Source organism: Candidatus Leptofilum sp. (genome assembly GCF_965223525.1).
GTDB lineage: Bacteria > Chloroflexota > Anaerolineae > Promineifilales > Promineifilaceae > Leptofilum.
This window is the reverse complement of record NZ_OZ245005.1, coordinates 1,878,748-1,902,712: the sequence shown is the minus strand read 5'-3', so window position 1 is coordinate 1,902,712 and position 23,965 is coordinate 1,878,748. Positions and strand designations below refer to the sequence as shown.

Genomic DNA, 23,965 nt, shown 5'->3' with positions numbered 1-23,965 from the left:
CTGTGTTTTTGGTTGTGGTTTTGGCGATTGTATCTGAATTTGGGGGATTTGCCTCTACGCTTCAGCAAGCGGAATGTAGATTTCCGTGCGTAAATTCCGCGGCTCTGTTTGGCGCGAATCGTGATTGAGATACCTTTCAAAAGTGGGCACATCTCGCAAACGCTCACCGCTTTGCCCTAGCCAATGCCTAAAAATCAAACTGTAGGTCTCGTCAAAATTCTCGTACGGCCCTTTGTATACAAAAAGGGCATACCGTCCCCCGGCAATCGTTTGCACACCAAACTCACCCTGCGGCTCGATGGGCTGTTCAAGGGTAATGCAGGCATCGTAGCGCAGCTTGTCAGCGGCGGTGATGTCTGGGCTGTCGTGGGAGATGCCAAGCATTTGTGTCTGTTTGTTGATCAGGTTGTGCTGGTAAGCAAAAGGCATCAATGTGCCAAAAGCCGCAGCCGATGCCGCGCTGTATGGCCCGGTTTTGCGGACGAACAGGACGGTTTGCGGTTCTAAATTCACAATTTTGGGGGTCATTTTTTCTTTTTCCTCGGCACGGGCTTGGCGGAAAACGGCCGTATCCAACAAATGATGCTCCTCTCGAAACTGTGACGGCGACTGACCAAACTGCTGCTTAAACGCTTTGCCAAAATTGGTCGGGGTTTCATAGCCCGCATCCAGCGCAATTTCTGTGATGGGATCGAACGTCTGCCGCAGCCGATTCGCCGCCCGTTCCAGCCGCAGACGGCGCACAAACGTGCTCAAACTCTCACCCGTGTATGCCGTAAACAGCCGATGAAAATGGTAGCGTGAGAAAGCCGCCACGGCCGCAACCTCATCCAGGCCTGGCGGTTCATCCAGCCGTGACTGAATCAACAACATCACCCGCATGATGCTTTCTTGGTAATCACTTTTGGTTTCGGGTCGTTGGGTCATTTTATTGCCTTCCCCTCAATCCCCTCCTACAGGGAGGGGAACTCTGACTTCCTCCCCTACCAGGGCTGAGGGGAGGACATGTTTAGAGGGTTGAAAAAAGAATAGCTCATCAAGGACAATTCTGATGTGTTCCAAAACGTCAGAAGGAGGCCAAAATGAGCTATCCAGTACTTTATCAATGGAATCAAACAATCGCCAGCCAATTGCCTTGTCTCAATAGCTGGCAAGTCGATAACGTCGGCTTGTTTAGCCTGGGCATCATGCGAGCAGAAAGCTGCCAACAGCAACAGATTGCCCGCCAGGTTGCTACAGGCGAGAGGGTCGAAAGTTGTGCCCGTCGCTTGCGACGTTTTCTGGACAACAAACGTTTTCCTCTGCAAGCCTTCTTCAGCCAATGGACAGCCTGGATTGTCAGCCAGTTGCCACCAGGCAAGCTTTATCTGCTGGTGGATGAGACAAAGTTGCAAGACCGCTTGGCTGCCATGGTGGTTGGCGCTGCCTGGGAAGGACGTTGTATCCCTCTGGCCTGGCGTTGTTATATTGCCAACAATCATGACCAGTACCCAGCCGAGGGGCAAGTTGGCATGGTCACAGCCCTGTTGCAAACTGTCAAGAAGGGCATTGCAGCAGACAGAAACGTCGTGGTGTTGGCTGACCGAGGGATTGGGACATCTCCTGATTTGTGTCAGGCTGTGGCCAGCTTGGGTTGGTGCTATCTGTTTCGCGTTACCAGCATGACCAAAATCTGCACCGAGGCAGGCGATTTTGCCATTGCCAACATGGTACAGGCTGGTCAACAGTGGTCGGCTGATGGACTCGCTTTCAAGCAGCGCGGCCGGTTGCCAGCAACCGCACATGCGATTTGGAGCGCAGGCTATGACCAAGCATGGGCGTTGGTAACCAATGACACTACGCTGACTGGCTTTGAGTATGCCAACCGCAATTGGCAGGAGCAAAGTTTCCGCGACCTCAAAAGCGGTGGCTGGCATTGGGCAGACAGTCGGATTAGTCATCCAGACCATATGGATCGTCTGCTTGTTCTCCTGGTGGTCGCCTATGCTTGGTCGCTTGCTTTGGGAAGCGTTGCGGTTTCGCAAGGTCTTGCTCAACCAATGCAGCGTCATGCAGACGGCCGTATACGTCGTCATTGGAGTTTGTTCAAAGAGGGGCTTCAATTCTTCTTTGAGTTTGTTTTGAGACATAACCATTTTATCAATTTACAATTTACAATTCTTGCCCGACCCTAGGCTTGCCTGAAAAGGTGTCCTCCCCTCAGCCCCCAAAGGGAGAGGGACCGGTTCCCCTCCCGGAGGGAGGAGCTAGGGGAGGGAAAAAAACAAGTGCTGAGAAACTTGCATAACAGAGCACTATGTGGGTAAGGGTAAAGTGGCTCACCCCTGCCTAGGGGTTACTGCGTTTTTAGCTTTCGTTGCAGGCGAGCGTGCCGATGCTCTAATTCGGCGCGGGTTGGCTGTTGCTGCCTACGCCCCCAGCTTCCGACCAAATTGAGTGCCTGCTCTGTCCAAATCAGTGCCTGATCGAGCTCTTGGGCTTGCCACTCATAATATTTGGCCAGTTCTTCATGGGCAGTTACATCATCAAAGCTGGTGGCGGCAATTTGTTGCCAGAGGGGGAGCGCTTCGGCGGCACGGCCATTTCGCTTCAACAGCAATGCCAATCTGTGTAAATTTTGGTGGTACAGTTCTAGGGGCAACTCCCCCTGCGCCGCCAGCCGGAAGTTTTGCTCCGCCGCCTCGGTCAGCCCCAAATCTGCCTGCCAACGCCCCAGGCTGTACAGGTCAATAGGATGATCGCCGGGGTCGGGCTGGTGGAGCAAGCGCGTCACCCGCGCCGCCAGCGTCACCATCGAAACCATGTCAATCTCGTTGTGGTAAAAAACGCGCACCAGTTCACGGGCGTCGCCGCTGCGAAGGTACTGGTTGTACAGGCTGGGAATCAGCCAGCCAGGCACATCTTCCTGGCTGCGGCGTAGGCCCAGCAGGCTGCCTTCTAGCGAACTCAGGGCACAAGAGCCCAACCGATGCCGCCACAGGCGACGGGCAGGATGCAGCAAATCAAAATGCGGCCGTTCCGCCAAATCCGTTGGCAGCCGATTCATAATAAATCGCCCTTCTAGCAGGGGAATGTCGAAGGAACGGCCGTTAAACGTCACCAAGCCCGCTTTTTGCGCCAGCAATTCATCCAATAGTAGCAGCATGGCAGGCTCATCGCCGTGGTCGCGCAAAAAGTATTGGCGCACCACAAATCGCTCGCCGCGTGCGCCGGGTTCAAAAAAGCCTACGCCCACCATGAACGCCAGCGTCCCCGCGCCCGCCAGCCCCGTTGTTTCTGTATCCAAAAAGAGAAAATCGCGGAAACCGAACTTGGTCAGTCGGTCGTCTTTTACAAAAGGCGCAGCGGCAGCAGGGGTGAAAGCCAGCAAGTCAGCAAGTCGGTCATCGCCATGCTGATGTTGCACATTGTAAACTTGATCCAGCACAAAGCAGTCGCCGTCTGGTGTGCTAACCAGTTGGCCGCCGGGCAGCAATTTTTCCAGCGGCTGAATGTCGTCGTCATCAAATGGTTTTGGACTTCTGGGGGTTGGAAACGGCCGTAACAACGTTTCATCAACAGGCGGCGCAGGCTTGAGCGTGCGTGGCGTTTTGAGCTGCCGCGCCCCGCGCACCATGCCCAAGCGACGCAGCTTTGCCTGCAAATCGTTGTTTTTGTCGGCCATATCTCAGTCAGTACGCCCCAAAACGCGCTCTAGCTTGGCAATAAGCTGCCCAACGGTAAACGGTTTTTGCAGCAAATTCACCGTTTCACCCGGCACGCCATGATTCATAATGACCGCATCTGTGTAACCTGTTATATACAATGTTTTCAAATTGGGGTCTTGCTGCTGCAAACTTTGCGATAGGTCATGCCCGCTCATCTTGGGCAGTACCACGTCTGTCAGCAACAAATCAATCGCTTTGGCCTCATTTTGGTAAATCTCTAACGCCTCCAGGCCATTCCAGGCCACCAATACGCGGTATCCATTTTGGGTTAAGCCTTCGGCTAGTAAATCGCGTACATCCTTTTCGTCCTCAACCAAAAGAATGGTTGCGCCTCCTCTGCGCTGGTTCAGACCCGCTGCATCTGCTTCCGTTACTGCTTTCGTTGTCATTGAGCGCGGTAACAAAATTTCAAAGGTTGTACCCACGTTGATTTCGCTATGCACAACAATGCCGCCATTGCTTTGAGCCACAATGCCATAGACGCTGGACAAGCCCAAGCCGGTGCCTTTGCCCAGCTCTTTGGTGGTATAAAATGGCTCGAAGATGCGCTTGACCGTTTCTTGATTCATCCCTCGGCCGGTATCTTTCACCGTGAGGCGAACATATTCACCGGATTCTAGCTCTGGCGAGATACGGCCGTCTTTCTTCGCCAACACGTAATTTTCTGTTTTGATAACCAGGCTGCCCCCCTGCGGCATGGCATCACGGGCATTTACCGATAGGTTCATGACAACCTGACTAATTTGGCCCGGATCAGCCTCAATTTGCCACAAATCCGGTGCTAGCAACGTAGCAAACTGAATATCTTCACCAATCGGCCGACGAATCATCTGCTCTACTTCAGTAATAATTTCATTCAGATTTAGCTCTTCCAACTCCAGCACCTGCTGGCGGCTAAACGCCAGTAGCTGGTACGTAAGATCAGATGCCCGTTTGCCTGCTGTATGAATCGGATTAACATATTTGATTACCATCGGGTCTTGTTCATACAAGCGCAGCAATAAATCAGAATAGCTCATAATGATGGTGAGCACATTATTAAAGTCATGGGCAATGCCCCCTGCCAGCAGGCCAATCGCCTCCATTTTTTGCGCTTGCAGCAGCGCAGTTTCCAACTGTTTGCGTTCAGTGGCATCCCGCTCAATAGAGACAAAATGAGTCAGCTCCTGCTCGTTATTCAAAATGGGTGCTACTGTCATATCTGCCCAATATTCCGTGCCATCTTTACGGTAATTGATCAACTCCACATGCACGGCTTCTCGATTAGACAACGCCCGACGAATTTTTTCTAGCTGGCGGGGATCGGTGTTGGGTCCGTGAAACACCTGGCGCGACTGCCCCACAATCTCTTTGTATTTATAGCCTGTCGCTTTGGTAAAGGCTTTGTTTACATAAACAATCCCTGCCTTGCTTAAATCCTCAGGCTGGGCTTCAGTTATGATGACCGTATCGCTGGTGTTGACGATGGCAGCTTCTAGCAAGCGCAACTGCTCATTGGCTTTGGCTAATTCGGCCGTGCGCTCCTTAACGCGCTGTTCCAGCTCTTCATTTAGTAGTTGCAAGGCGGCTTCCGCTTTTTCGCGGCGAGACACTTCCTGTTTCAATTCGTTTCGCTGCTGGGTAAGGGTTTGCTGCAAACGGCCGATTTGCGTACTGTTTTCTACTGTTAGCAAAAAACCCGCCTCTGGGTGAAGTGCATCCAGCAATACCAACTGGAGCGTCAGGTAGGTAAATTGGCCGTCAGACTGTTTACGAGCAATATTTTCTAGCCGGAATAATTCCCGCCTGCCGGAAACAAGATCATCGAATGCAATCTGAGAACCCACCAACTCATTAAATAAATCTTCTATTGGCTGGTTAATAAATGATTCTAGAAAAGCCACTTGAATAACTTCGCCTAAGTTAGGCGAGAAATAGTCAATGAGACGCTCTGGCGAAATGGCAATATAGGCGTATTGCTGCGAGGTTTGAAGAACTTGAACAAGCTGTTTGGTCAGTTTGGCGGTGTCAAATTCTGCTTCTGGCTGGTTCATATTAATCTTCTATAGCATCAGCAAGCTGGCTAAATGCTTCGTTAACATTTTCGCCCGTTTTAGCACTGGTGAGCAGAAAACTGTTAGCGAGGGCACTAACCGCGTCGCGCAAATTTTGGTCCGTTACGGCACGGGCGTTGGTTAAGTCTACTTTGTTTCCAATAAAAATAAGTGCGGCCGTTTCATTAACAGCTCGGATCTGTTCAGCGTAATAAACCAGCTTGGGTACCGTTTCGGGTCGTGTCAGGTCACACGCAATCAACGCTCCGGCCGCGCCTAGCAAATAGTTTGAGCCAAGTGTGCTAAAATCCTCACCACCGATTAGGTCCCAGATAAAAAAGTCTAAAAAGTGATCCACACGCTCCAACCGCTTACGCGACATATGTACCCCAATCGTGCTGAGGTAAGATTCATCAAATCGTTCTTCTACATAACGCCGGATCAGGCTGGTTTTGCCTACAGAAAAATCACCAAGTAAGCAAATTTTCTTTTGCACAATCTTCATTAAAATAAAATTCTCTAAGTTAAAACGCCCTCGTAGGTGTTGGCGTAATTAAATAATCAGGAATCGGTATACGCAAGTCTATCCATTGTAACAAAACCCAGCCTTCTTGTAAGCCATTTTGGTCAATCCATTGTATTTTGGCCCAATCATCGTAGACGGCAACAATGGTAACGGCCGTTCCCTCAATAACCTCACCCGTGCGCGGCGTAAACAGACGCGGCTCAGAAAGCGTAAACACGTTCCCAATCATGAGGGCAGAAATTGGCGTTGGAGTCAGCGAGGGAGTGAGCGTCACAGTTGGGGTTGGCGTATTCGTTGGTGAAGGCGTGTTCGTTGGCGTATGGGTTGGGGTTGGCGTAAACGTGGGCGTAAAGGTTGGCGTGTTGGTAGGCGTTAGCGTTGGGGTCAGCGTGGGCGATGGCGTATTTGTGGGGATGGGCGTATGTGTAGACGATGGCGTAACAGTTGGCGTATTTGTGGCAGTGGGGGTAGAAGTCGGCGTTTGTGTGGGAAATGCTACAGGCAGAAGGGCAAGGGTAAACTGCAAATAAAAGCAGGAAAGTGCCAAAAATAGTACCCCGCCAATCCCAAAAATAAAGATGAACCAACGCTGCAAGCGACTCAGCGGTTTGCGCTGTTGTTGCCTGTCGGCCACGATCTCTATGAAGTTTGCCAATTCTGCATCCAGCGGCGGCAATGTGTCTGGGTCACCAGCGTAAGCCCGCAGTTCAGCCTCATGTTGCAAATGCAATTCTGAGACAAATGTTTGTAGCTTGCCCCGAAAGCCCGCTGGCTCAATGCCATGAATAACAGCCGCCAGATAGGCATACTGCCCACCCTGAATAATAATCCGGTCGTCCCCATATTGAATTTCATCCAGATCGGTGTCGGTGCGGCCGCGCCCAAATGAATCCCTGGCAAATTGGCGAATGGCCGTAAGCATGCCGCTAATCATGCCAGAACTAAGCTCGGCGTCTTCAGCAGGATAGGTCGCCAGCAGCAAGCCGGTATCGCGCTGAATGAAAAAAAGCTGCTCAATTTCAAAGGGAATGGCATCTCGCAGTGCCAATTCTGAAGGAGACACACCACGAATGCGGGCAATAAGCTGCCGCCAAACATCCCCGGTAGTTTGTCGCAAGCGTACATCAATATTGCGCTGAATTTCGCGCAGAGTTTCGGCCACCGATTTTTGCACCGAGGCACCGATGATCGGATAAATGGCGTCAATCATGTCTTGGCGACTGTTGCGAATTTGGGTACGGATGGCCTCCCCCATGATGGGGCTGAATGTTTTGGCCATCTCTTCCCGGTCTTCTTCAATACGCTTGCCAATGAGACGGCTAAACACTGGGGAAAGGCGACTGAGCAGGCTCTCGGAACGGCCGAAATTTTTGTAGTTTAGAACTGAGATGTTCGTTTGCAGATCGAGCAACTGGTTTTCGTAGGCACGCTCTACTTGCAGTAGTTTGGCTTCTAACTGTTCAATTTTTTCTTGCAGCTCTTCAATGGTGCTTTCGGACGCTCGGTAGGTAGCCAGCTCTTCTTCCAGCGCACGGATACGCTCACGCTCGCGGGCCAAAAGGATGGATTGCGCTGAACGCAGCAAATCCTCTTCACTGCGCTGTGAAGCAGGTCTGTCTTCAAGCGGGGGAATGGTCATTAACTTTCAATGGCGTCCGCATAATTCCACAACATATTTATACGCCCTTATTCTGCGGACGGCTTGGAGTAAGCGGCCTTCTAAATCTGGTATGGTAAGTTATTGTTTGCCGCCTATTCTGGCAACAATCCCCTAACCATTGTACAAGCGGCGTCCTAGCTCCATGTACAACTGCGCCAGATCATGACGGGCGGTGGCTTTTTCGTCCAGTGCGGCCGTTAGCTTTAGGGCTTCTTGCCGCAAATCATCGTCTCGTTTTTGGGATTCGTTCCGTGCGGCGTTCACTCGCTGCACCTGCTCTTCGTTGAGACGGGTGATCTGTTGGGAAAGCTCTTTTTGCACTTTGCCTATTTGGGTGATGAGATCGGTGGCCAGCTTGTCCAGGCGTTCGCCAAGCTCTTGCTGAGCTTGCCGAAGGTTGTTGGCCTGGGTGGAGGCTTGTTTGTCCACGTACTCCATCAGCTCACGATGCAGCTTCCGCATTTCCGCGCCGTGACTATCCTCCTGCTTATCGAGCCGCTGGTTGATTTCTTGCTTAACGGCCGTTAATGCCTGAGCACTTTGCTTGTTTTGGTTTTCAAGCTGTTCAGCAAGCCGGGTTTGCGTATCTGTGAGCTTATTCTGTGATGTCTCGGCCAAAGCAGCCAGGCGCTCGCTAAAGGAATCCTGCAAGGTGCGGTTAACAGTTTCCAGATTGGCTTCTACGGTAGTAAAGCGGCTTTCTGTCGTGCGAATGTGATTGCCCCAGAAAATTTCGCGCAAATCTTCCAGATCATTTCTGGAACCAAACCCGTTTTCATTGGGCATGGGGGGCATTGCCGATGGGGGTTTTGGTGCGGTCTTCTCTTTGGTTACGGTTGTTTCTTGCTTGGCCATATTATTCTCCATGGATGTGAAAATATCCTGCCTTCTCTACTTGTGCAGCTAAACAAAATAACTGCCAATTACTCACAATAAATATCACTACCCTTAAAGTTCCTATTTCAGCAGATCTTTTTCTCTTTTTTACAATTGTGCAAACCACAGAAAGTATTTGAAAACCGGAGGGCGATTTCTCTATGATTTACTCAAGTAAATCACAATGTCGCGGTTCATTTTTCATCAAATTTCTTTTATGATTTATAGGATTTATTTTCGTAAAGCCCTCAATAATTTAAGGTAACACAAAAGTGTAGTGAAATCAATGATGTTTCCTAAAGTTCACGATGGAAACTCTTTTCCGTTTGGACTGCATTGTCATATACTTAAGTATATGAAGCTTTACCTCGCCCGACACGGACAATCTCGCTGGCAAATTGAACGAAACGACAATGACTGGAACAGCCCTCTGACGGAATTGGGTCAACGGCAAGCACAGCTTTTGGCTTCCTGGCTAGCAGCCGAAGCCATGTTAGACAATGGCTCGCACGTCGAGATTGGATCTATTCGAGTGAGTCCTTTAACACGCGCGCGGGAAACGGCCGTTCCCATCCGTAACGCGCTCAACTGCCCCATATACACCGATGCGTACCTGCGGGAAGCGGATTTTTACGTCTCAGAACATCTCCCAGCGGCAGAATCACCTTACCAGGCAATGCCCATTTACAAGCCATCGAACCGGTACGCTGTGTTTAAGCAACAGGCACGGGCAGCCCTGTATGCGCTTATTGCCGATGCTGAAACCAGCGGTTTGCCGGCGCTGGGTGTTGCCCATGGTGGTCTCATCTCTACCCTATTGCGGCTGGCAACCGGCAGCGATGCCGTTTCTTTTTGGCTGTACAATACCAGCCTGAACGTTTTGGAATGGAAACGCGGCCGTTGGCATCTTATTCATCTTAATTTGTGGGACCATTTGCCACCAGCATGTCGGACGTTTTAATTTTTTTGAGAAGTGATTATGGCAATTGTTGTTGTTTTGCTGATCGTGGGCCTTATTTTTTTGGCCAACGTGGTTCGGCAACAAGAAGCAGAAACATTTCATAAGCTGTTCGACCTTTTATTGATCGGCTTGAATGCGCCACTGTTTTTTGTGGGTGTTTTGCTCGTCTTTCAAAATAACGAACTGCGAGATATTGTTGACTTTCGGGTAGATAGTCCCACGGCCGTTGGCATCTTTTTGCAGGCAACGGCCGTTTGGGGGGTCATCGTCTGCTTTCGTTCTAGCAGGCACAGCCTGGAAAGATTTTTGCCCATAGATCCTCATTCTCCCGTACACACCCTAGCTCTGGTGCTAAGTGGCTACTTTGCCGGGTTTGCTATTTTGGAGGTGTCTGGCGGGCTAGAAAATCTGGCAGAGACCCTTACAGAGCTCTCAGTCGGTGCATTTTTCATCCAGAATATTGGGTTTGTGGCGCTGGCGTTTTTGGGGGTTGGGTTTAGAGTGCGGCGGTCTTGGGCTGGTGCCTTACGGCGGCTGGGGCTGGAAAAGCTGAACGGCCGTCAAATCGTGGAATCTATAGGCTGGATCGTTCTACTTGTACTGCTGCAAACTTTAGGCGGCGTGACGTGGGAAGCGATCAATCCAGAAGATGTGGAGCTAGTTGAAAACATCAGCCAAACGCTTTACCAAGATTTTGGGTTTTGGCACTGGCTGGCATTGGCTGTGGGCGCTGGGGTTGGGGAAGAAATATTGTTCCGAGGTGCCCTACAACCTGTGTTCGGTATCTGGTTCACCTCCCTGCTGTTTGCCGTTGTGCATGTGCAGTACGGTCTGCTTACTCCCGCCACGCTAGTACTCTTTTTGCTCGCTGTTATTTTGGGATTCATCCGCCGCCGACACAACACCGGCATGGCAATTTTGGTGCATTTTGGCTACGATTTTGTGCTGGGCATGATTACGCTTTTAACCGCTGCTGCCTAAAGCCTTCATTTGCTTGGCATATGTCACTTTGCTATAATCCGCACGCTGTCGGGGCATGGCGCAGCTTGGTAGCGCGCTTCAATGGGGTTGAAGAGGTCGTGGGTTCGAATCCCGCTGCCCCGACCAGAGTACGAGAGCAAAACGCCGCGTTTACCCACGTGGCGTTTTCTGTTTACCGGGAAGATGGAGCATACCATGAGCAGTGAGAATAGTAGCAAAACTGTGCGGCTGCGTCGCAATGTAACGTTGAGCTTGTTTGGCATTGGCCTCATTTTTATGGCATTGTCATTGGGGGCTGAATTTTTGGGCCTAGACATTACGCCCGGTTTTGGCATGGTGCAGATGTTTCAGCTTTTGTTGGGCATCACCGCCATCACAGCCGCACTATTTTTGCACATCAATGCCTTGCGCCAGGAGACGGTTCGTTCGCTTCAGGCCGATATTGGGGTACGTTTGGCGGCAACCGGCCTGGTGTTTGCCTATGTAACAGGGCTTTCTGATCTTTTTCGTATTGGAACGCACGTAGAGCCACAATTTGAACGGCCGTTTGTGGGGCCGCTTCAGTTGGGAGGGTTAGCACTGGCCGTGCTAGTCATCGTTGTTGGACTCGCCCTTTATTACACCAGCCGGGGAAGACGCCAAAAATCATCTATGGAATTTATAGTGAACGGGAACGGCAACGATCACTAAAAATCCAGTTCTGCAACGTAATGTTAGGAGATTGGGTCTGTTAGCTTTTGTGATGGATTACCAAGACGAAAACTTAGTACCTGCGTAAGGCCAGCAAATGGAATCTGGGTGCTGTTCAACCCAACCACACCAGCCAACACCATCAACAAAAAATTGATGGCATGGTACAGGATCGCCAGCGATGCGGCTGCCCCTGTCGGTAGACCCAACGCGGTCATGGCAGCGATAATACCCATATGAAAAACACCGATCTGCCCTGGCGAGGAGGGGGCTGCCACAGCAAACGCGCCCACAATCATGATGAAGGTGGCATTTATTATGGAAGCTGGCAAATGCACTGCTTGCAGGGCTGTGTTGTAAGCCAACACCACTGGCACCCAAGTTAGTAAGCTCAAACCTAGCAACCCCAACGCGGTGCGCCAGTGGGTAAAGGCTTTTAGCCCGTCTAGCAAATTGTCTAGTTGCTGGTGGAATTTTTGATTATGGAGTCGGCGCCATTTACTGCCTAGCCAAGTGAGCAGTTTGTGGGCAAACGGCCGTTTATTTGCCACCAATATCAAAAACAAAATCAGTCCCACGGTTGCCACCCCAGAAATTAGTGCCGCCTGCTGCAACCAGTCGGGCAATGACTCAATTCGCAGCAGCACCAACGGCAGCAGCAGCACCATCAGCAGCATGTCTAGCAGCCGCTCTACCACCATGGTGGTAACGCCTTGCGGCACCGAGAGGTCGGGCTGCTGCCCCACCAACACCGCCCGTGCCACATCCCCCAATCGGAAGGGCAGCAGCTGCGTCAGCATTTGGCCGATGTTTTGAATGTGAAAAAGTTTGGCCTGGGGAATGCCATTGCCTAGTAAAAAACGCCAGCGAACGGCCCGCAAAAAGAGATAAATGAGAAGATAGATGGCCGTTCCCCACAAGTAACGCACATTGGTTTGCTGAATTGCCTGGGCAATGTCAGCCGGTTTGATAACCCAAAACATACCACCCAAACAAAGCAAGCTCACGGCCATGCCCAGGAAGAATTGTCGTTTTTTCTGTGCGCTTACCTGCATTTTTAGCTCCATAATTTTTTGATTTGCTCGCAGATAAGTTACATCCACATTCAAAAAGTAACGGGCTTGCTCAAAACAGTTTATTGTTCAGCAAACAGGGCATTAATTTGGGCATTGGCCTGCGGCAAAGCTTCCGCAGCAACGGCCGTTCCCAGAAAAATCTCGTCCAGAGTTCGGCTCATGATTTCGCCAATCTGCTCGGTATGGGGCGTCATGGGGAAGAGGAAAGTACCATTGGCCTCAAAACGATTTTCAGTGAAAGGTGAGACATCTAGCCCACGCCCCTGGTAGGTGGCAAGCGCGGCCTGCATCCCGGCTTCTTGCGCGGGAAACACCACGCCAAAGTTGCCCACCTTTTGAGCACAGGCCGGGGAGGCCGCATACGTTACCCACCGCCACGCTTCTTCGCGATTTTGCGTGCCAGCCCAAATGGAATCTGCGGCGGTGTTGAGCAGGGTTTTACGGCCGTTTGGCCCAACAGGCAGCGGCGCGAACCCGACGGGAAACGGCGCATTGTTGGCATACCAGCTAATCATCCAGGAACCATCCACAATCATGGCACCCTCCCCTTGTACAAACATGATGCCAGACCCACGCTCAACCGACTCCGCCAAAGAAGGCGCAATGCCCTTTTCCAGGCTGAGCCTTGCCAGCCAATCCACTGTTTCGATGAACTGCGGGTCAGCATAACGGTATTGAATGCCACTGCCGTCTGCCAAAAAATGGAAGCCGTTGCTCACGGCAAAATGGCTCCACTCTGCCTGCCCAAAAGCACTGCCAGAGCCGTAGGTGAAGGGCAAGTAGCCATGCTGGGTGACTGTTTGTGGATCAAAATCTGGGGTGTCGGCCGAACGGCCGTTGCCATCCAGCGTTAATCGGGCAGCAACCGCCTCAAACGATCCACCATCTTGGGGATTCCAATGCCAACTGTTTAGTTCAGCCAGGTCAATAGCTGCCGCTTCCAGCATCTGCTTGTTGTAAATGACGGCAACTGTGTCCCAATCTTTGGGCAGCCCGTACCGAAGGCCATCCCGAACCCATAAATTCGCTAAATCACCCAGGTAATCGTCCGGGTTTAAGCCATCACGCGCCAACAGGGGCTGTAGGTCTAGCAGTTGCCCCGCCTCGCTAAATTGCACCAGCTTGGTTAGATGGTTAGCAAAAACATCTGGCGCGGTTCCCATTTCCATGCGGCGGCTAATATCTTCCCAGTAAAGACCCCACTCTGTTTGTAAAAGCTCAATGCGAATGGTGGGGTTGGCATTCATAAAGTCGGTGGCGCATTGGGCATAGGCAGGTAGCTGGTTGCCATCCCACAATTGATGATAGATGACGGTTTCGTTTATAACGGGAATGGTGGGAAGTTCGGCTTCTTCTGCGCCGCAAGCAACAACCAGCAGCAACAGAATCAGGTTTGAGAGTCTGTAAAGCAAGGGGTCTTTTTTCATTTTTCTTCCAAATGTTAGAAATTAGGCAACCCAGTAGCCGTTGGCGTACAGGGCAGTGAATAATGCAAGCAGGGGCAGGGAAACGGCCGTAACCACTTTATCTACCCACGGATGCTCCCCCCACTCTGCCAACAAAATGAAGGCGGGGAACAAAACCCACATATAGCGCCGCTGGCTCATCAGCAAACCAGAGCTGAAGGGGATGACGACACCCAGCAGCACAAAGGCAGCCTCGGCGTACCGCCCTTTGTATAACAACACAATACCCAAAATGAGGAAAACGGTCACAAAGGTAAAGTCAATCCAGTTATCAAAATGAATTTGCCCGGTGATGAAGGTTTGCAGCCAGCCTACAGACGGCCGTTGCAGCAGATTGCCCACTGTTTCAAAGGGAGATTGCGGCACGCGCCCCCAGGCCGCAGAGGCATTGGCAAAGGCAAAGGCATCGTCAAAAACGTACCAGAGGTAGGCCATGTAGCTGACCAACCCCAGCGGGGCAGTGGCCGGAACCAGCAATGCCCAGAAGGACGGCCGTTCTTCAACCTGGTAAGTGCGCCACTGCCGCCACCACTCCAGCAGCAGCATGGGCACAATAATGATCCCCACCAGGCGGCAAAGGGTGGCCGCAACGGCAAACGGTACGCTGTAGCGCCACTGGCCGCGCCGCGCATAGTAGTAGGCGGCAATGGTCACCAGCAAAAAGAGGGATTCTGTGTAGATGGCAGAGCCATAAAAAGCCAGGGGAAAGATGAGCAGATACCAAACGGCTCGATCCGCTACCTTTGCCGAATGATTTTCAGCAACAAGACGGTAAAAGAAGACGGCCGTTCCCCACAAAGCCAAATTGCTGATGATGATTCCCGAAACGGCCGCATCGCCCGTTAACGGGGTAATCACTGCCATGAGCAAGGGCAACAGTGGGAAAAAAGCCACTGACGGCAGCGGCACCCCCCGAAACTTGTATCCCTCCTCCACAATGCTAATGTAAAAGCCCGTATCCCAGCGGCTGGCAAACACATCCAGCAGGATATTTTCTGTGCCGCGCAAATGGTACGGAGGGGGTGACGTGGCCTCCAGCAGCAATGGCACTGCCAAATAGGCCACCAGTAGTATACCTAGTCGGGTTGCCACAAAAACCAACGTGGGCAACCACATCCAGCGGGGTACGGTAATATTGCTTAAGCGGTCAAAAACTGTTTCGGATGAGGAACTGCTGTCTAATTTCACGTCCATCGCTCTGTCCAGCTAAACGACAAACCACTTTTATCAGTGACTGTCACCTATAAATTGAGTACAATGAAGAAGCAATTCTGGTGGCTTGGCTTCACATAGATTCTGGGAAACCATTTGTTGTGACCAAACCACCAGAACGCCACAGGCTGTAGTGGTGCAGATAGTGGCGCTATCTCACCATTACAGCTTATTACTGGGGAAGCCGCGTACCAAAGCCAAAAACTGGCCCAGCAAACCCATCCGGCGCCCACACCAGAGGTGCATCGCTACTTAGGACAAAGCCCTGCGTCGCTGAAGCGTTCATGTCCACTTCCATGGTGATGTCGTAATGACCAAGCGCCATGTAAGAAGCGGGGCTTTGCACCACAAACCGTGCCATGCCATGTTCATCTGTCATGACGCGACCCAGGTAACGGCCGTCTACAAACAAGGTGGCTGGCTTATACGCCGGAAACCCGGAGCCGGTAAAGGCAAACGCACTGCCCGGTGCACCCTCATTGGCGTGTACCGTCAGTTCAGGCGAATACACACCGGCCATCATGCGCCATTCCAGCGCGGCGGCGGGACGCTCGACGTAAGGTACCATGGCTATTCCTGCCAACAGAATAGCCAGAGCAAATACCGTCCGCACAAACGTCCTCAGACTAAATTGTTTCATAGTTACCTCCTTCGCAACTATAAATAGGGTGGATAAAACAGAAACTTGTTAGCGGGAACGGCCGTCATCCAGCCGCCCCCGTCATAACCAAAACTAACGACGCACAAGCGGCAAAAACGTACTGTAGCCAGTTGTGCCAAAGGTGGGGCCAGTAAAGCCACCTGGCGGTGAGACAACAGGTTCAGCACTATCTACTGTGATGGTTTTGAAGGCAGACACATTGGCATCCGTCTCCATCACCACAGTTAGATCACCATCGGGTACGTCAGTCGTATCAATAATGAACGCCGCCGTCCCGTTGCCATCTGTGGTAACGTCACCCACCACCTGGCCATTCACAAAAACGGCCGCAAGGCGATTCAGTTGGTAGCCACTGCCTGTAAAAGCAAACTGACTCCCAGGCGCACCCTTGTTCTCATCCACGCTCAAATCTGGGGTGTAAGCACCACCAAAAAGCTCCCAATTGATGGCTGCACGGGCGTTGCCAACATACGGCAACAGCAACAAACCACCCAGCAACACAAACGCAGTGATGATTAACCGACTAACTGCTTCTCTTTTTTCTTGACTCATTGCATCTCCTTTACTTAAAACTACCAATAACGTTATGCTGAGACTTTTGAAGTTTTTCTCTCTGGGATTCGCTGTGATTTGGCACAAAACTTCAAAAGTCTAGTGACGCTTAAATAATTAATTGCCTCGCCGCGCCAGCTTGTAAATTGGCCCCATTGGGGTAGCAGACGTATGCTGCAGCAGCGTCATGGACGGATTGTTGATATAGATCGGTCGCTCATCAATTTGGTTCAGCACAAGCTGCTCCATGGCCTCGCCAGAGATGAGAAAGCGGTTGATCGTTTTCACATCGGGGCGTTGGCCTTCTACCAACTGCAAATATTGCACAGCAGGCACGGTATCCCACCAACCTAAGACCAGGGCATTTGGCTCTACCTCCTGCAAAATCGTTTCTGCCATTTCGCGCGTACTCCAATCCTCAGAGCGATCTACCAGCCCCCAGTTCAAACCGACCGCTACCAAAACCGCCCCCACAGCCACCAGACGCACCAGACGCGGCGCAATCAATGGCTGGGCATAGCTAGATAGCCATACTGTTAGTTGCTGGTAGCCCACACCCAGCCAAATAGCCCAAATAAAGTAGGTGGGCAGGAACATCGTGTCTTTGTCTATAACGCGGTAGTTGATATAGAAAATGGCATTGGCCAGAAAGATAAGCAGCAACATGCCGCCCAGCCGCCAGTTGCGGCGGGTGAGTATGCCCAGACCCAACAGTCCAGGGCCAATGCCAATTGCCAAAAACGATGTCCAAAGCTGTATGCCATAGGCAGCTACCTGCGGCCAAACTTCGCTTAGCTGGTAGCCAAACATTTGCCCAGCAAAGGATTGCCCGGTAATGAGCCACCACAGGCCAGAAAGGCTTTGCAAATTGGCTGGGTGGAAGGTGCCGCTGGCATCATATTCGCCTGCGTAGTTGAAGATGGGCTGGCTGGCGTGGCGCAGGGGCAAAATGAGGAAAACTGTGAGTCCGAGGAGAACGGCCGTTCCTCCCGCAGCCCAGACTCGCCAATTTTTAAACTGGGTGGGATGGCTGGTAAGCACATACCAAACCGCACCAGGCACCAGCAGCACCGTGGCCATGTGGTTGCCCATGCTGGCCGTCATCAAAAAGATGGGAAGTGCTAAGCGTAGGAGAGAAGGTGCATCTGCCCAGCGCAGCAAGCTAAGGATAATGCCAGCCATGAGTGCGGTGTGTAGCGTGTACACCTCTGCAATGAGAGACATAGCCCAAAAATAGGGCGCAGTCGCCAGCAGCCCCAAAGCTCCCAGTCGCAGCCAAGACCCCACCTTAAGGCGACGCAAAATGTACTCCCCTTGCAACAATGTCAGAGCACTCAAAAAGGCGGAGAAGAGATTTAAGCGGTAGCCCATGTCGCTACTGAGTGGCAACCAAGACCAGATTTTGCCCAGCAACAGGTAAAGCGGATACCCCGTTGCTCGGATGATGCCATTGGTGGCAACGGCCGTTGTAAATTCGGCACTGTCCAGGTTGTAAATAGTGGGCGCCAGCGTTCGCCAATACAGCAGCAGGGGCAACGTAAATATGGCAATGGCAAACCAATCCAGGCTGGCCAACCAAATACGCAAATCGCTTTGGGATTTACTGGAACGCACCATTGAGGGCAAGGTTGTTAGCTTAAACATCATTTTTCTCCTCGTAAATAAAAAGCGGAACACGGAGTTACACAGAGAAGACACAGAGTTCTACAGAGAAAAGAGAGCAATCTGTGAGCGCGAACTGCGCCATCTGCGTAATCTGAAGGAAGCCCACTTCTTGAACAAGTCGTTTTACAGGCTCAAAAGTAACGGTTTTGTTTTTTTCGCTTGCCAAACACACAGGGTTGGTTTGTGGTGACTGGCTTAATTACAACTCAGCCGCCGTTGTCATTATCGTTGCCACCACCATTGTCATTTTCGTTATCATTGTCGCCGTCGTTGTCATTGCCGTTATCGTTGCCACTGTCGTTGTCGTTATCGTTGTCGTTGCCCCCACCATTGTCGTTATCGTTATCATTGTCATTCCCGTTGTCGTTATCGTTGTCATTGTCGGGCGTTGGCGTGATAGTGGGATGTGGCTGGCTGGTAGACGTTGGGGGAACGGCCGTTGACGTTGATGTTGCCTCGGGCGTAGCTGTTGCCGTTGGCGTAGACGTTGGTGTTGGCTCTGGGGAGTTGGTTACGGTGACTCTGGGCGTGGTTGTGGCTATTGGCGTCTCATTTGCTGGGGTTGTCGTTGCCTTGGGCGTAGCGGTGACGGTGGGCGTAGTTATTGCAGGTGTAACAGATGTTGCGGTTTGGGTTGTGGTGGCAACGGCCGTTTCTGTAGGCGAATAGGTGTTGGTGTTGGTCGGTTCTGCTGTTGCCGTAGCCGTGGCAGCAGGCGTAGCCGTGCCGGCAACAGGCTGCAAAACAGTGATCTGGCTGGCGTAAAGATGACCCTCGCTAGCACGGCCGTTTACCAACACCAGCGCCCCTATTTCTGCACCCTCTGCTACCACGGTATCTTCAGTTAGGCGCACAGAGACCCCGGCAATGGCCCAGTGGTTGCCCTGCTTGGTGTTAATAATGCCTTCAAAAGAAACATTGGCCGTTTCATCCGTCCGCAGCAGCGATTTCACTTCACGAAGCCGCTCGACGTTTTGCTGGGTGTTAAGATTGAAAACGGCCGTTGCGTCCACAGCCTGCTCCAACTGCCACGTTTCTACCCAACGCTTGGTGTCATACAAAAAATCCCCAGGAACTGACGAAGCCGACGCAAACAAAAAAGTGAGGCCAACCAAAATCGTTACCAACGCCATAGAGGCCAAAGGCATAAGCGTCCGCTGCACCGTGCGCCAGGAAAACCAACGTTGCCGCTGGGCAACCCGCATCTGAGCCGCTTGCTGCAAAAACAGCTTTTGCGATTTTTGTTTTGCTGCCAGCGTAGGCTGCACCCCAAGCTGTTGTAGCTGGGCGGCTACCGTCAAAAACCGTTCGATTTCATCTGCTGCGTGCGGATATTTAGCCAGCAACAGCTCAATAGGAACGCCCGCTTCAAACTGCTCCAGGCAATCAAATAAAATTTGCTCATGCACAATTTTCATGCCAACACCCCCTGTAGCATGATGCGCTGTGAGATGGCAGCAATGGCACGCGCCTGCAACATCTTGATGGAGCCTACGCTTTTGCCCATCATGTTGGCAACCTCCTGAATTGGCATACCAAAACCAAAGCGCAAAGCCAACACATTCTGCTGATCATCTGTTAGCCCCTGCATCACGGCTTGCAGATTCTCATTTTGTAAGATGTCATCTACCTGATGATCCAAGCTTTGTTCAGCAGAGGGAATATCTTCATGAAGCATTGTGAAGCTGTCTCGTTTCTTTTTGCGGTAATGTTCCTTGAGCACGTGAGAAGCAACGCCGTATAGCCAACCGCGCAGGGTTTTCTGAGGAGCCGATTTATCGCGGATGGCGCTTAACAAACGTAGGAAAACCTCACTGGTCAGGTCTTCGGCCGTTTGGCTATCATTTACCCGAAAAGCAATGTAGCGGTAGATAGAGGTGTAATATTGATTGTGTACCTCAGTCAGCGCATCCTGGTCGAGGGTGCGAACGCGGTTGAGCAATTTAATTTCGTCGTGCATAACAATAATTTCCCTGTCACAATTTGTAGGGCAAATTGTAGATTTTTAGCCAGCGGCACAGTAGGGGAGAATGTCGCAAGATGGTTCAGACTGTCGAGCCGATTTTTTCAGACCATAGTCCATGTTTGGATTAACCAAAGTCTGTATAATCAAACTTCCAGGATGCAAATGAAAATCGGGCATGGTTCATTTTGGGTAAAATCATCTTTGCCGACGTCGTGAAGCGCAGCCATAGTCTGGGGCGTCGCCTCGGCGCTTTGCGCCTGGCGACGCTAGAATAGGTGGGATTTTTCACTTTCTGGGCGTGAGACACCCCCAGAAAGTGAAAAATCCCCAAAATAATCCCCGCACGAGGTGCGAAGCACCCTCGTGCGGGTGGTCATCGTGGCAACAAATTTGTAAAGGAGCATTATGTTGTTTTGAACCATGCCGAAAATCGTATTGCGTGTTCGGTCATTTTCTACGCAATATGCAATACGCACTATTTCCAAAGGAGTAGGGCATGATCGCCAAAAGAGAGTTGACGCTGGCCCAGCAATATATGTTTGCTAGTTTGCTGGTGATGTTAGGCGGCATGGTGGGGATAGGGTTGTGGATTAGCGAGCAGATTGAAACGGCCGTTACCAATCGCACCGCCGCCGTTACTGCCCTGTATGTAGACAGCTACATTTCTCCGCATTTGCAAGGTCTGGCAGAAAGCGAAACGCAAAAAGCTGTAAACGTACCTGCCCTTGAGCGTTTGCTTTCAGACACCTCATTAGGCGCCCAAATTGTCTCATTTAAAGTGTGGTCGCCTGACGGGATTGTGCTGTATGCCACCAATTCTGAGCTGATTGGGCAGCAATACCCCATCGAAGAAGGGTTGGCCGCCGCCTTTAATGGCGAAGTTGTGACAGAAGTAAGCAATCTGGACAAGCCAGAACAAGCTTTGGAGCGGGCGCAGTGGGGTTCGCTTATTGAAACCTACGCCCCCTCACGAGACGCCAATAGCGATACCATCATCGCCGTCTCTGAGTTTTACCAAACGTCAGACGGTTTAGAGGCCGAAATTCGGTCGGCGCAGTTCCGCAGTTGGCTGGTGGTTGGGGCGGTGATGATAACAGTGTACCTTTTGCTGGCGGGCATTGTGGGGCGAGCCAGCAACACAATCATCTCGCAGCAAAATGAACTGCGAGCCAATGTGACCCAGCTAAACGAACTGTTGCAGCAAAACGAAGAGCTAAACGGCCGTGTGCGCCGCGCCGCCGCCCGCACCACCGCGCTAAACGAGAAAAACCTGCGCCGCATCTCGGCCGATTTACATGACGGCCCCGCCCAGGATTTAGCCCTGGCGCTCCTTCGCATTGAATCGCTAACCGAGGCGTTTGAAGACGAAAACCCGCAAGTTAGCCAAGATTTCCGCACCATCCAACTGGCAACCGAATCAGCCATGGAAGAGTTGCGTACCATTTCGGCGGGGCTACGCCTGCCAGAAATTGCCCCTAGCAGCCTAACCGAAACCATCCGCCGCGCTGTACACGACTTTGAAAAGAAAACCGGCTGCAACGTAACGCTCACATTAGGCACGTTGCCAGAGCAGGCGCCTCTGCCCGTTAAAATAACGGCTTACCGCGTGCTTAAAGAATCATTGGCCAACAGCTTTCGTCATGCCAACAGCGAAGGTTTATCTGTGCATGTGTACCAGACTGAGAACATTGAACTAACCATAGAAATTTCTGACAATGGCCCAGGGTTTGATGTAGCGAGTACGGCCGTTTACAATCGCTTGGGGTTGGTTGGTATGCGCGAGCGCGTTGAACTGCTGGGCGGCCAATTTGAACTGCACAGCACCGTCGGCCAGGGCACAACCATCCGCGCCCGCCTCCCCCTATCTGTACCTGAGGTTGAAGATGTCTGATTCCATAAGAATTTTGATTGCAGATGATCACCCGCTGTTCCGAGAAGGCGTGGCTCAATCACTCTCTGGTGAACCGGGCTTTACTGTAGTTGGCCAGGCAGGTTCTGGCGAAGAGGCGTTCTCGCTGGTGGGCGAACTGCTGCCCGACCTATTGTTGCTGGACGTAACGATGCCTGGTAACGGCGGGATCGCCACAGCCAGCAAAGTTGCGACAGCCTGGCCAGTCGTTCACATCATGATGCTCACCGTCTCTGAAGATCAAGATACGTTATTGGCTGCTCTGAAAGCTGGTGCCAGAGGGTATGTTTTGAAGGGCGTTACCGCTCGTGAACTGGCCAATGCCGTGCGCGTGGTCGCAGGCGGCGATATTTACATCTCTCCTGCGCTCGCTGGCGGCATTTTGTTTGAGCTTACTGCCAACAGACAAGATGATGATCCGCTTACCACCCTCACAGACAGAGAACGGGATATTCTGAATTTAGTGGCAGAGGGGCTTACCAATCGAGAAATTGGCGAAAGGCTCCATCTGGCTGAGAAGACGATTAAGCATTACATGACAAATGTGCTGCAAAAGCTGCATGTACGCAGCCGGGTAGAGGCTGCGCTGCTAGCCCAAAAGCACGGTCTGGCAAAGTAAAGTTATCGCAAATTGGTGAGTTGGAAACCCTGATTAAGCACGCGGAAAACGGCCGTTCCCGTCGGGGGTCGCTGGTACGTCAGGAAATATTGCAGGGTTTGGCCGGGAGGAACCGTCCAGGGGAAGGGTGGGTTCGTCGAAAGCAGTAGGTAAATGGAGCCATCATCCGTTTGCAAGGCCACATCAGATTCTGAAATAACAATAGGCTGCGTACCCAAATTTGTTACCTGACCACCCAAAATGAGGCTAGTTAAATCTGTAGAGACATCTACCCGCGCTAGAGAAATAGCAGAGCCAGCAGCAGCCGAACCACCCGTAAAAGGCAACGTCACGTACACTTGCGCCCCGGAGCTGCTGTTGGTCACAATCCAGCTCAGCGTGTCGCTTTCCAAGCCGAGGGGAATTTGGTAGCCTGCGCTGGCCTGCGTTACCTGATTGGCGTTCAAAAAGCCTGTTAGCGTGGGGAAGTTGCCAAGCTGAGTAGCAATTGGGCTGACCACATATTGATTGCCTAAATTATCTGCCAAACTAAGCCGCAGGCTGCCGCTGTCTAGAGCCGTTAGACCCACATTTTGAATCTGATAATCTACCACAAACAGGGCAAACCCTGCTGGAATTTCTGGTCGATCGGCGATGTAGGTGGTGCTGTTGACAGTTATTTGCACGTTTTCTAGCTGGGCGGTTTCACCTAGGCTCACCACGTTGCCAGCGGGGCTGTCTGTTTCGGCCAGGACGTAACGGCCGTTCACCACCAGCCGCTCATTCCCTTCTGAACCAAGCAAAACGAGGGTAATGCCAGGACTGTTTTGGGCAAAAATATCCCGGTTGGTCACGGGAACGGCGGTGCGCTCGTTGAAGGAGAAGGTAAACCGCGTGCCGCCACGGGTAGCCAACATCATCTCGTCGCCAGGAGCCAGCCCTTCCAGCAAGGTGCGATTTGCTTCGGAGTCTGGCAAGCCCACCACGTAGTTGACGATGCTGCCATATACCCAAACGGCCGTACCCGCCTCATCGGCAGCCAAAGTGGGCGTCCAGGTGCCATCAGCCCCAATAATTTGCGTTTGCACATTGAACTGCTGGCCTGGCAAGCTCAAAGTTATGGGCACATCCACCGTTACCGAGATGGTGTCCGAATCGCTCATGCCCACCACTAAAGAGTCGCCAGCTAGCAAATTGTCGTCACTATCGTTGGTAAATGGGGTGGGCGTGCCGGAGGCGGCGGTGTCATCCCCCTCATCATCTGACCCTTGCAGCAAAATGACCGATAAGACCACAACTGCCAGCAAAGCAACAAGGGCAATGCCACTGGCGATTAGCACGGCTGGGTTTGAGAGTGTCTCTCGCCAGGAACGGCCGTTGCTGTTTGTTGTTTGCCCATTTTCTTGTGGCTCGTTTGACATAGAAA

Annotated in this window: 21 protein-coding genes and 1 tRNA gene; 7 read left to right on the top strand and 15 right to left on the bottom strand. The window is 51.8% G+C overall.

Annotation, left to right across the window (positions count from 1 at the left end):
* Positions 1-54: 54 nt before the first annotated feature.
* Positions 55-927: an AraC family transcriptional regulator gene (locus tag ACOQPM_RS25220; protein ID WP_420631158.1), complete on the bottom strand. Its 873-nt coding sequence runs from the start codon at positions 925-927 to the stop codon at positions 55-57.
* Between the two features lie 155 nt (positions 928-1,082).
* Here ACOQPM_RS25220 and ACOQPM_RS25215 point away from each other — a divergent pair, with 155 nt between their 5' ends.
* Positions 1,083-2,174, top strand: a complete 1,092-nt coding sequence (locus ACOQPM_RS25215; RefSeq protein WP_420628758.1) for a transposase — start codon at positions 1,083-1,085, stop codon at positions 2,172-2,174.
* Positions 2,175-2,335: 161 nt separating this feature from the next.
* Here ACOQPM_RS25215 and ACOQPM_RS25210 read toward each other — a convergent pair whose 3' ends face one another.
* The 5 genes from ACOQPM_RS25210 to ACOQPM_RS25190 all read right to left on the bottom strand — a co-directional run bounded on the left by ACOQPM_RS25210 (position 2,336) and on the right by ACOQPM_RS25190 (position 8,781).
* Entirely contained in the window at positions 2,336-3,664 is a 1,329-nt protein-coding gene (locus tag ACOQPM_RS25210; protein WP_420631157.1) for a ribonuclease H-like domain-containing protein, read from the bottom strand.
* Between the two features lie 3 nt (positions 3,665-3,667).
* Positions 3,668-5,740: an ATP-binding protein gene (locus tag ACOQPM_RS25205; protein ID WP_420631156.1), complete on the bottom strand. Its 2,073-nt coding sequence runs from the start codon at positions 5,738-5,740 to the stop codon at positions 3,668-3,670.
* Between the two features lies 1 nt (position 5,741).
* On the bottom strand, positions 5,742-6,245 hold the full coding sequence (locus tag ACOQPM_RS25200; RefSeq protein WP_420631155.1) for a Rab family GTPase: 504 nt from the start codon (positions 6,243-6,245) through the stop codon (positions 5,742-5,744).
* A gap of 19 nt (positions 6,246-6,264) precedes the next feature.
* Positions 6,265-7,905: a hypothetical protein gene (locus tag ACOQPM_RS25195; RefSeq protein WP_420631154.1), complete on the bottom strand. Its 1,641-nt coding sequence runs from the start codon at positions 7,903-7,905 to the stop codon at positions 6,265-6,267.
* A 132-nt stretch (positions 7,906-8,037) separates the two neighbouring features.
* Positions 8,038-8,781, bottom strand: coding sequence for a hypothetical protein (locus ACOQPM_RS25190; RefSeq protein ID WP_420631153.1), 744 nt, complete (start codon positions 8,779-8,781; stop codon positions 8,038-8,040).
* A 376-nt stretch (positions 8,782-9,157) separates the two neighbouring features.
* Between ACOQPM_RS25190 and ACOQPM_RS25185 the strand changes: the two genes are divergently transcribed.
* The 4 genes from ACOQPM_RS25185 to ACOQPM_RS25170 all read left to right on the top strand — a co-directional run bounded on the left by ACOQPM_RS25185 (position 9,158) and on the right by ACOQPM_RS25170 (position 11,434).
* Positions 9,158-9,763 (top strand): histidine phosphatase family protein, encoded by a 606-nt coding sequence (locus ACOQPM_RS25185; RefSeq protein ID WP_420631152.1) that lies wholly within the window; start codon positions 9,158-9,160, stop codon positions 9,761-9,763.
* A gap of 18 nt (positions 9,764-9,781) precedes the next feature.
* Positions 9,782-10,744: a CPBP family intramembrane glutamic endopeptidase gene (locus tag ACOQPM_RS25180; RefSeq protein ID WP_420631151.1), complete on the top strand. Its 963-nt coding sequence runs from the start codon at positions 9,782-9,784 to the stop codon at positions 10,742-10,744.
* A 49-nt stretch (positions 10,745-10,793) separates the two neighbouring features.
* Positions 10,794-10,870 (top strand) — tRNA-Pro (locus ACOQPM_RS25175).
* A gap of 69 nt (positions 10,871-10,939) precedes the next feature.
* Positions 10,940-11,434, top strand: coding sequence for a hypothetical protein (locus ACOQPM_RS25170; RefSeq protein WP_420631150.1), 495 nt, complete (start codon positions 10,940-10,942; stop codon positions 11,432-11,434).
* A 23-nt stretch (positions 11,435-11,457) separates the two neighbouring features.
* On the opposite strand, the gene ACOQPM_RS25165 is transcribed toward ACOQPM_RS25170, so the two are convergent.
* The 8 genes from ACOQPM_RS25165 to ACOQPM_RS25130 all read right to left on the bottom strand — a co-directional run bounded on the left by ACOQPM_RS25165 (position 11,458) and on the right by ACOQPM_RS25130 (position 20,026).
* Positions 11,458-12,489: a lysylphosphatidylglycerol synthase transmembrane domain-containing protein gene (locus ACOQPM_RS25165; RefSeq protein WP_420631149.1), complete on the bottom strand. Its 1,032-nt coding sequence runs from the start codon at positions 12,487-12,489 to the stop codon at positions 11,458-11,460.
* Positions 12,490-12,569: 80 nt separating this feature from the next.
* Positions 12,570-13,937 (bottom strand): ABC transporter substrate-binding protein, encoded by a 1,368-nt coding sequence (locus ACOQPM_RS25160; protein ID WP_420631148.1) that lies wholly within the window; start codon positions 13,935-13,937, stop codon positions 12,570-12,572.
* A 21-nt stretch (positions 13,938-13,958) separates the two neighbouring features.
* Positions 13,959-15,170, bottom strand: coding sequence for a mannosyltransferase family protein (locus ACOQPM_RS25155; RefSeq protein WP_420631147.1), 1,212 nt, complete (start codon positions 15,168-15,170; stop codon positions 13,959-13,961).
* Positions 15,171-15,360: 190 nt separating this feature from the next.
* Positions 15,361-15,828 carry a hypothetical protein gene (locus ACOQPM_RS25150; protein ID WP_420631146.1) on the bottom strand — a complete coding sequence of 156 codons (468 nt, stop codon included), beginning with the start codon at positions 15,826-15,828 and terminating at the stop codon, positions 15,361-15,363.
* Positions 15,829-15,921: 93 nt separating this feature from the next.
* The gene (locus ACOQPM_RS25145; protein WP_420631145.1) at positions 15,922-16,401 is read right to left on the bottom strand and encodes a hypothetical protein; all 480 of its coding nucleotides are present in this window, start codon (positions 16,399-16,401) and stop codon (positions 15,922-15,924) included.
* 117 nt (positions 16,402-16,518) lie between these two features.
* Positions 16,519-18,048, bottom strand: a complete 1,530-nt coding sequence (locus tag ACOQPM_RS25140; RefSeq protein ID WP_420631144.1) for a protein O-mannosyl-transferase family — start codon at positions 18,046-18,048, stop codon at positions 16,519-16,521.
* Positions 18,049-18,272: 224 nt separating this feature from the next.
* A complete protein-coding gene (locus ACOQPM_RS25135; protein WP_420631143.1) occupies positions 18,273-19,484 on the bottom strand; it encodes a DUF5667 domain-containing protein in 1,212 nt (403 codons plus the stop codon).
* Positions 19,481-20,026, bottom strand: coding sequence for a sigma-70 family RNA polymerase sigma factor (locus ACOQPM_RS25130; protein WP_420631142.1), 546 nt, complete (start codon positions 20,024-20,026; stop codon positions 19,481-19,483). The genes ACOQPM_RS25135 and ACOQPM_RS25130 overlap by 4 nt, the downstream gene beginning before the upstream one ends.
* Positions 20,027-20,528: 502 nt before the next feature.
* Here ACOQPM_RS25130 and ACOQPM_RS25125 point away from each other — a divergent pair.
* Positions 20,529-21,923: a sensor histidine kinase gene (locus ACOQPM_RS25125; protein WP_420631141.1), complete on the top strand. Its 1,395-nt coding sequence runs from the start codon at positions 20,529-20,531 to the stop codon at positions 21,921-21,923.
* Positions 21,916-22,560: a response regulator gene (locus tag ACOQPM_RS25120; protein WP_420631140.1), complete on the top strand. Its 645-nt coding sequence runs from the start codon at positions 21,916-21,918 to the stop codon at positions 22,558-22,560. Before ACOQPM_RS25125 ends, ACOQPM_RS25120 begins: the two co-directional genes overlap by 8 nt.
* A 2-nt stretch (positions 22,561-22,562) precedes the next feature.
* Here the strand turns inward: ACOQPM_RS25120 and ACOQPM_RS25115 are convergent, their stop codons facing one another.
* Entirely contained in the window at positions 22,563-23,960 is a 1,398-nt protein-coding gene (locus tag ACOQPM_RS25115; protein ID WP_420631139.1) for a hypothetical protein, read from the bottom strand.
* Positions 23,961-23,965: the final 5 nt, after the last annotated feature.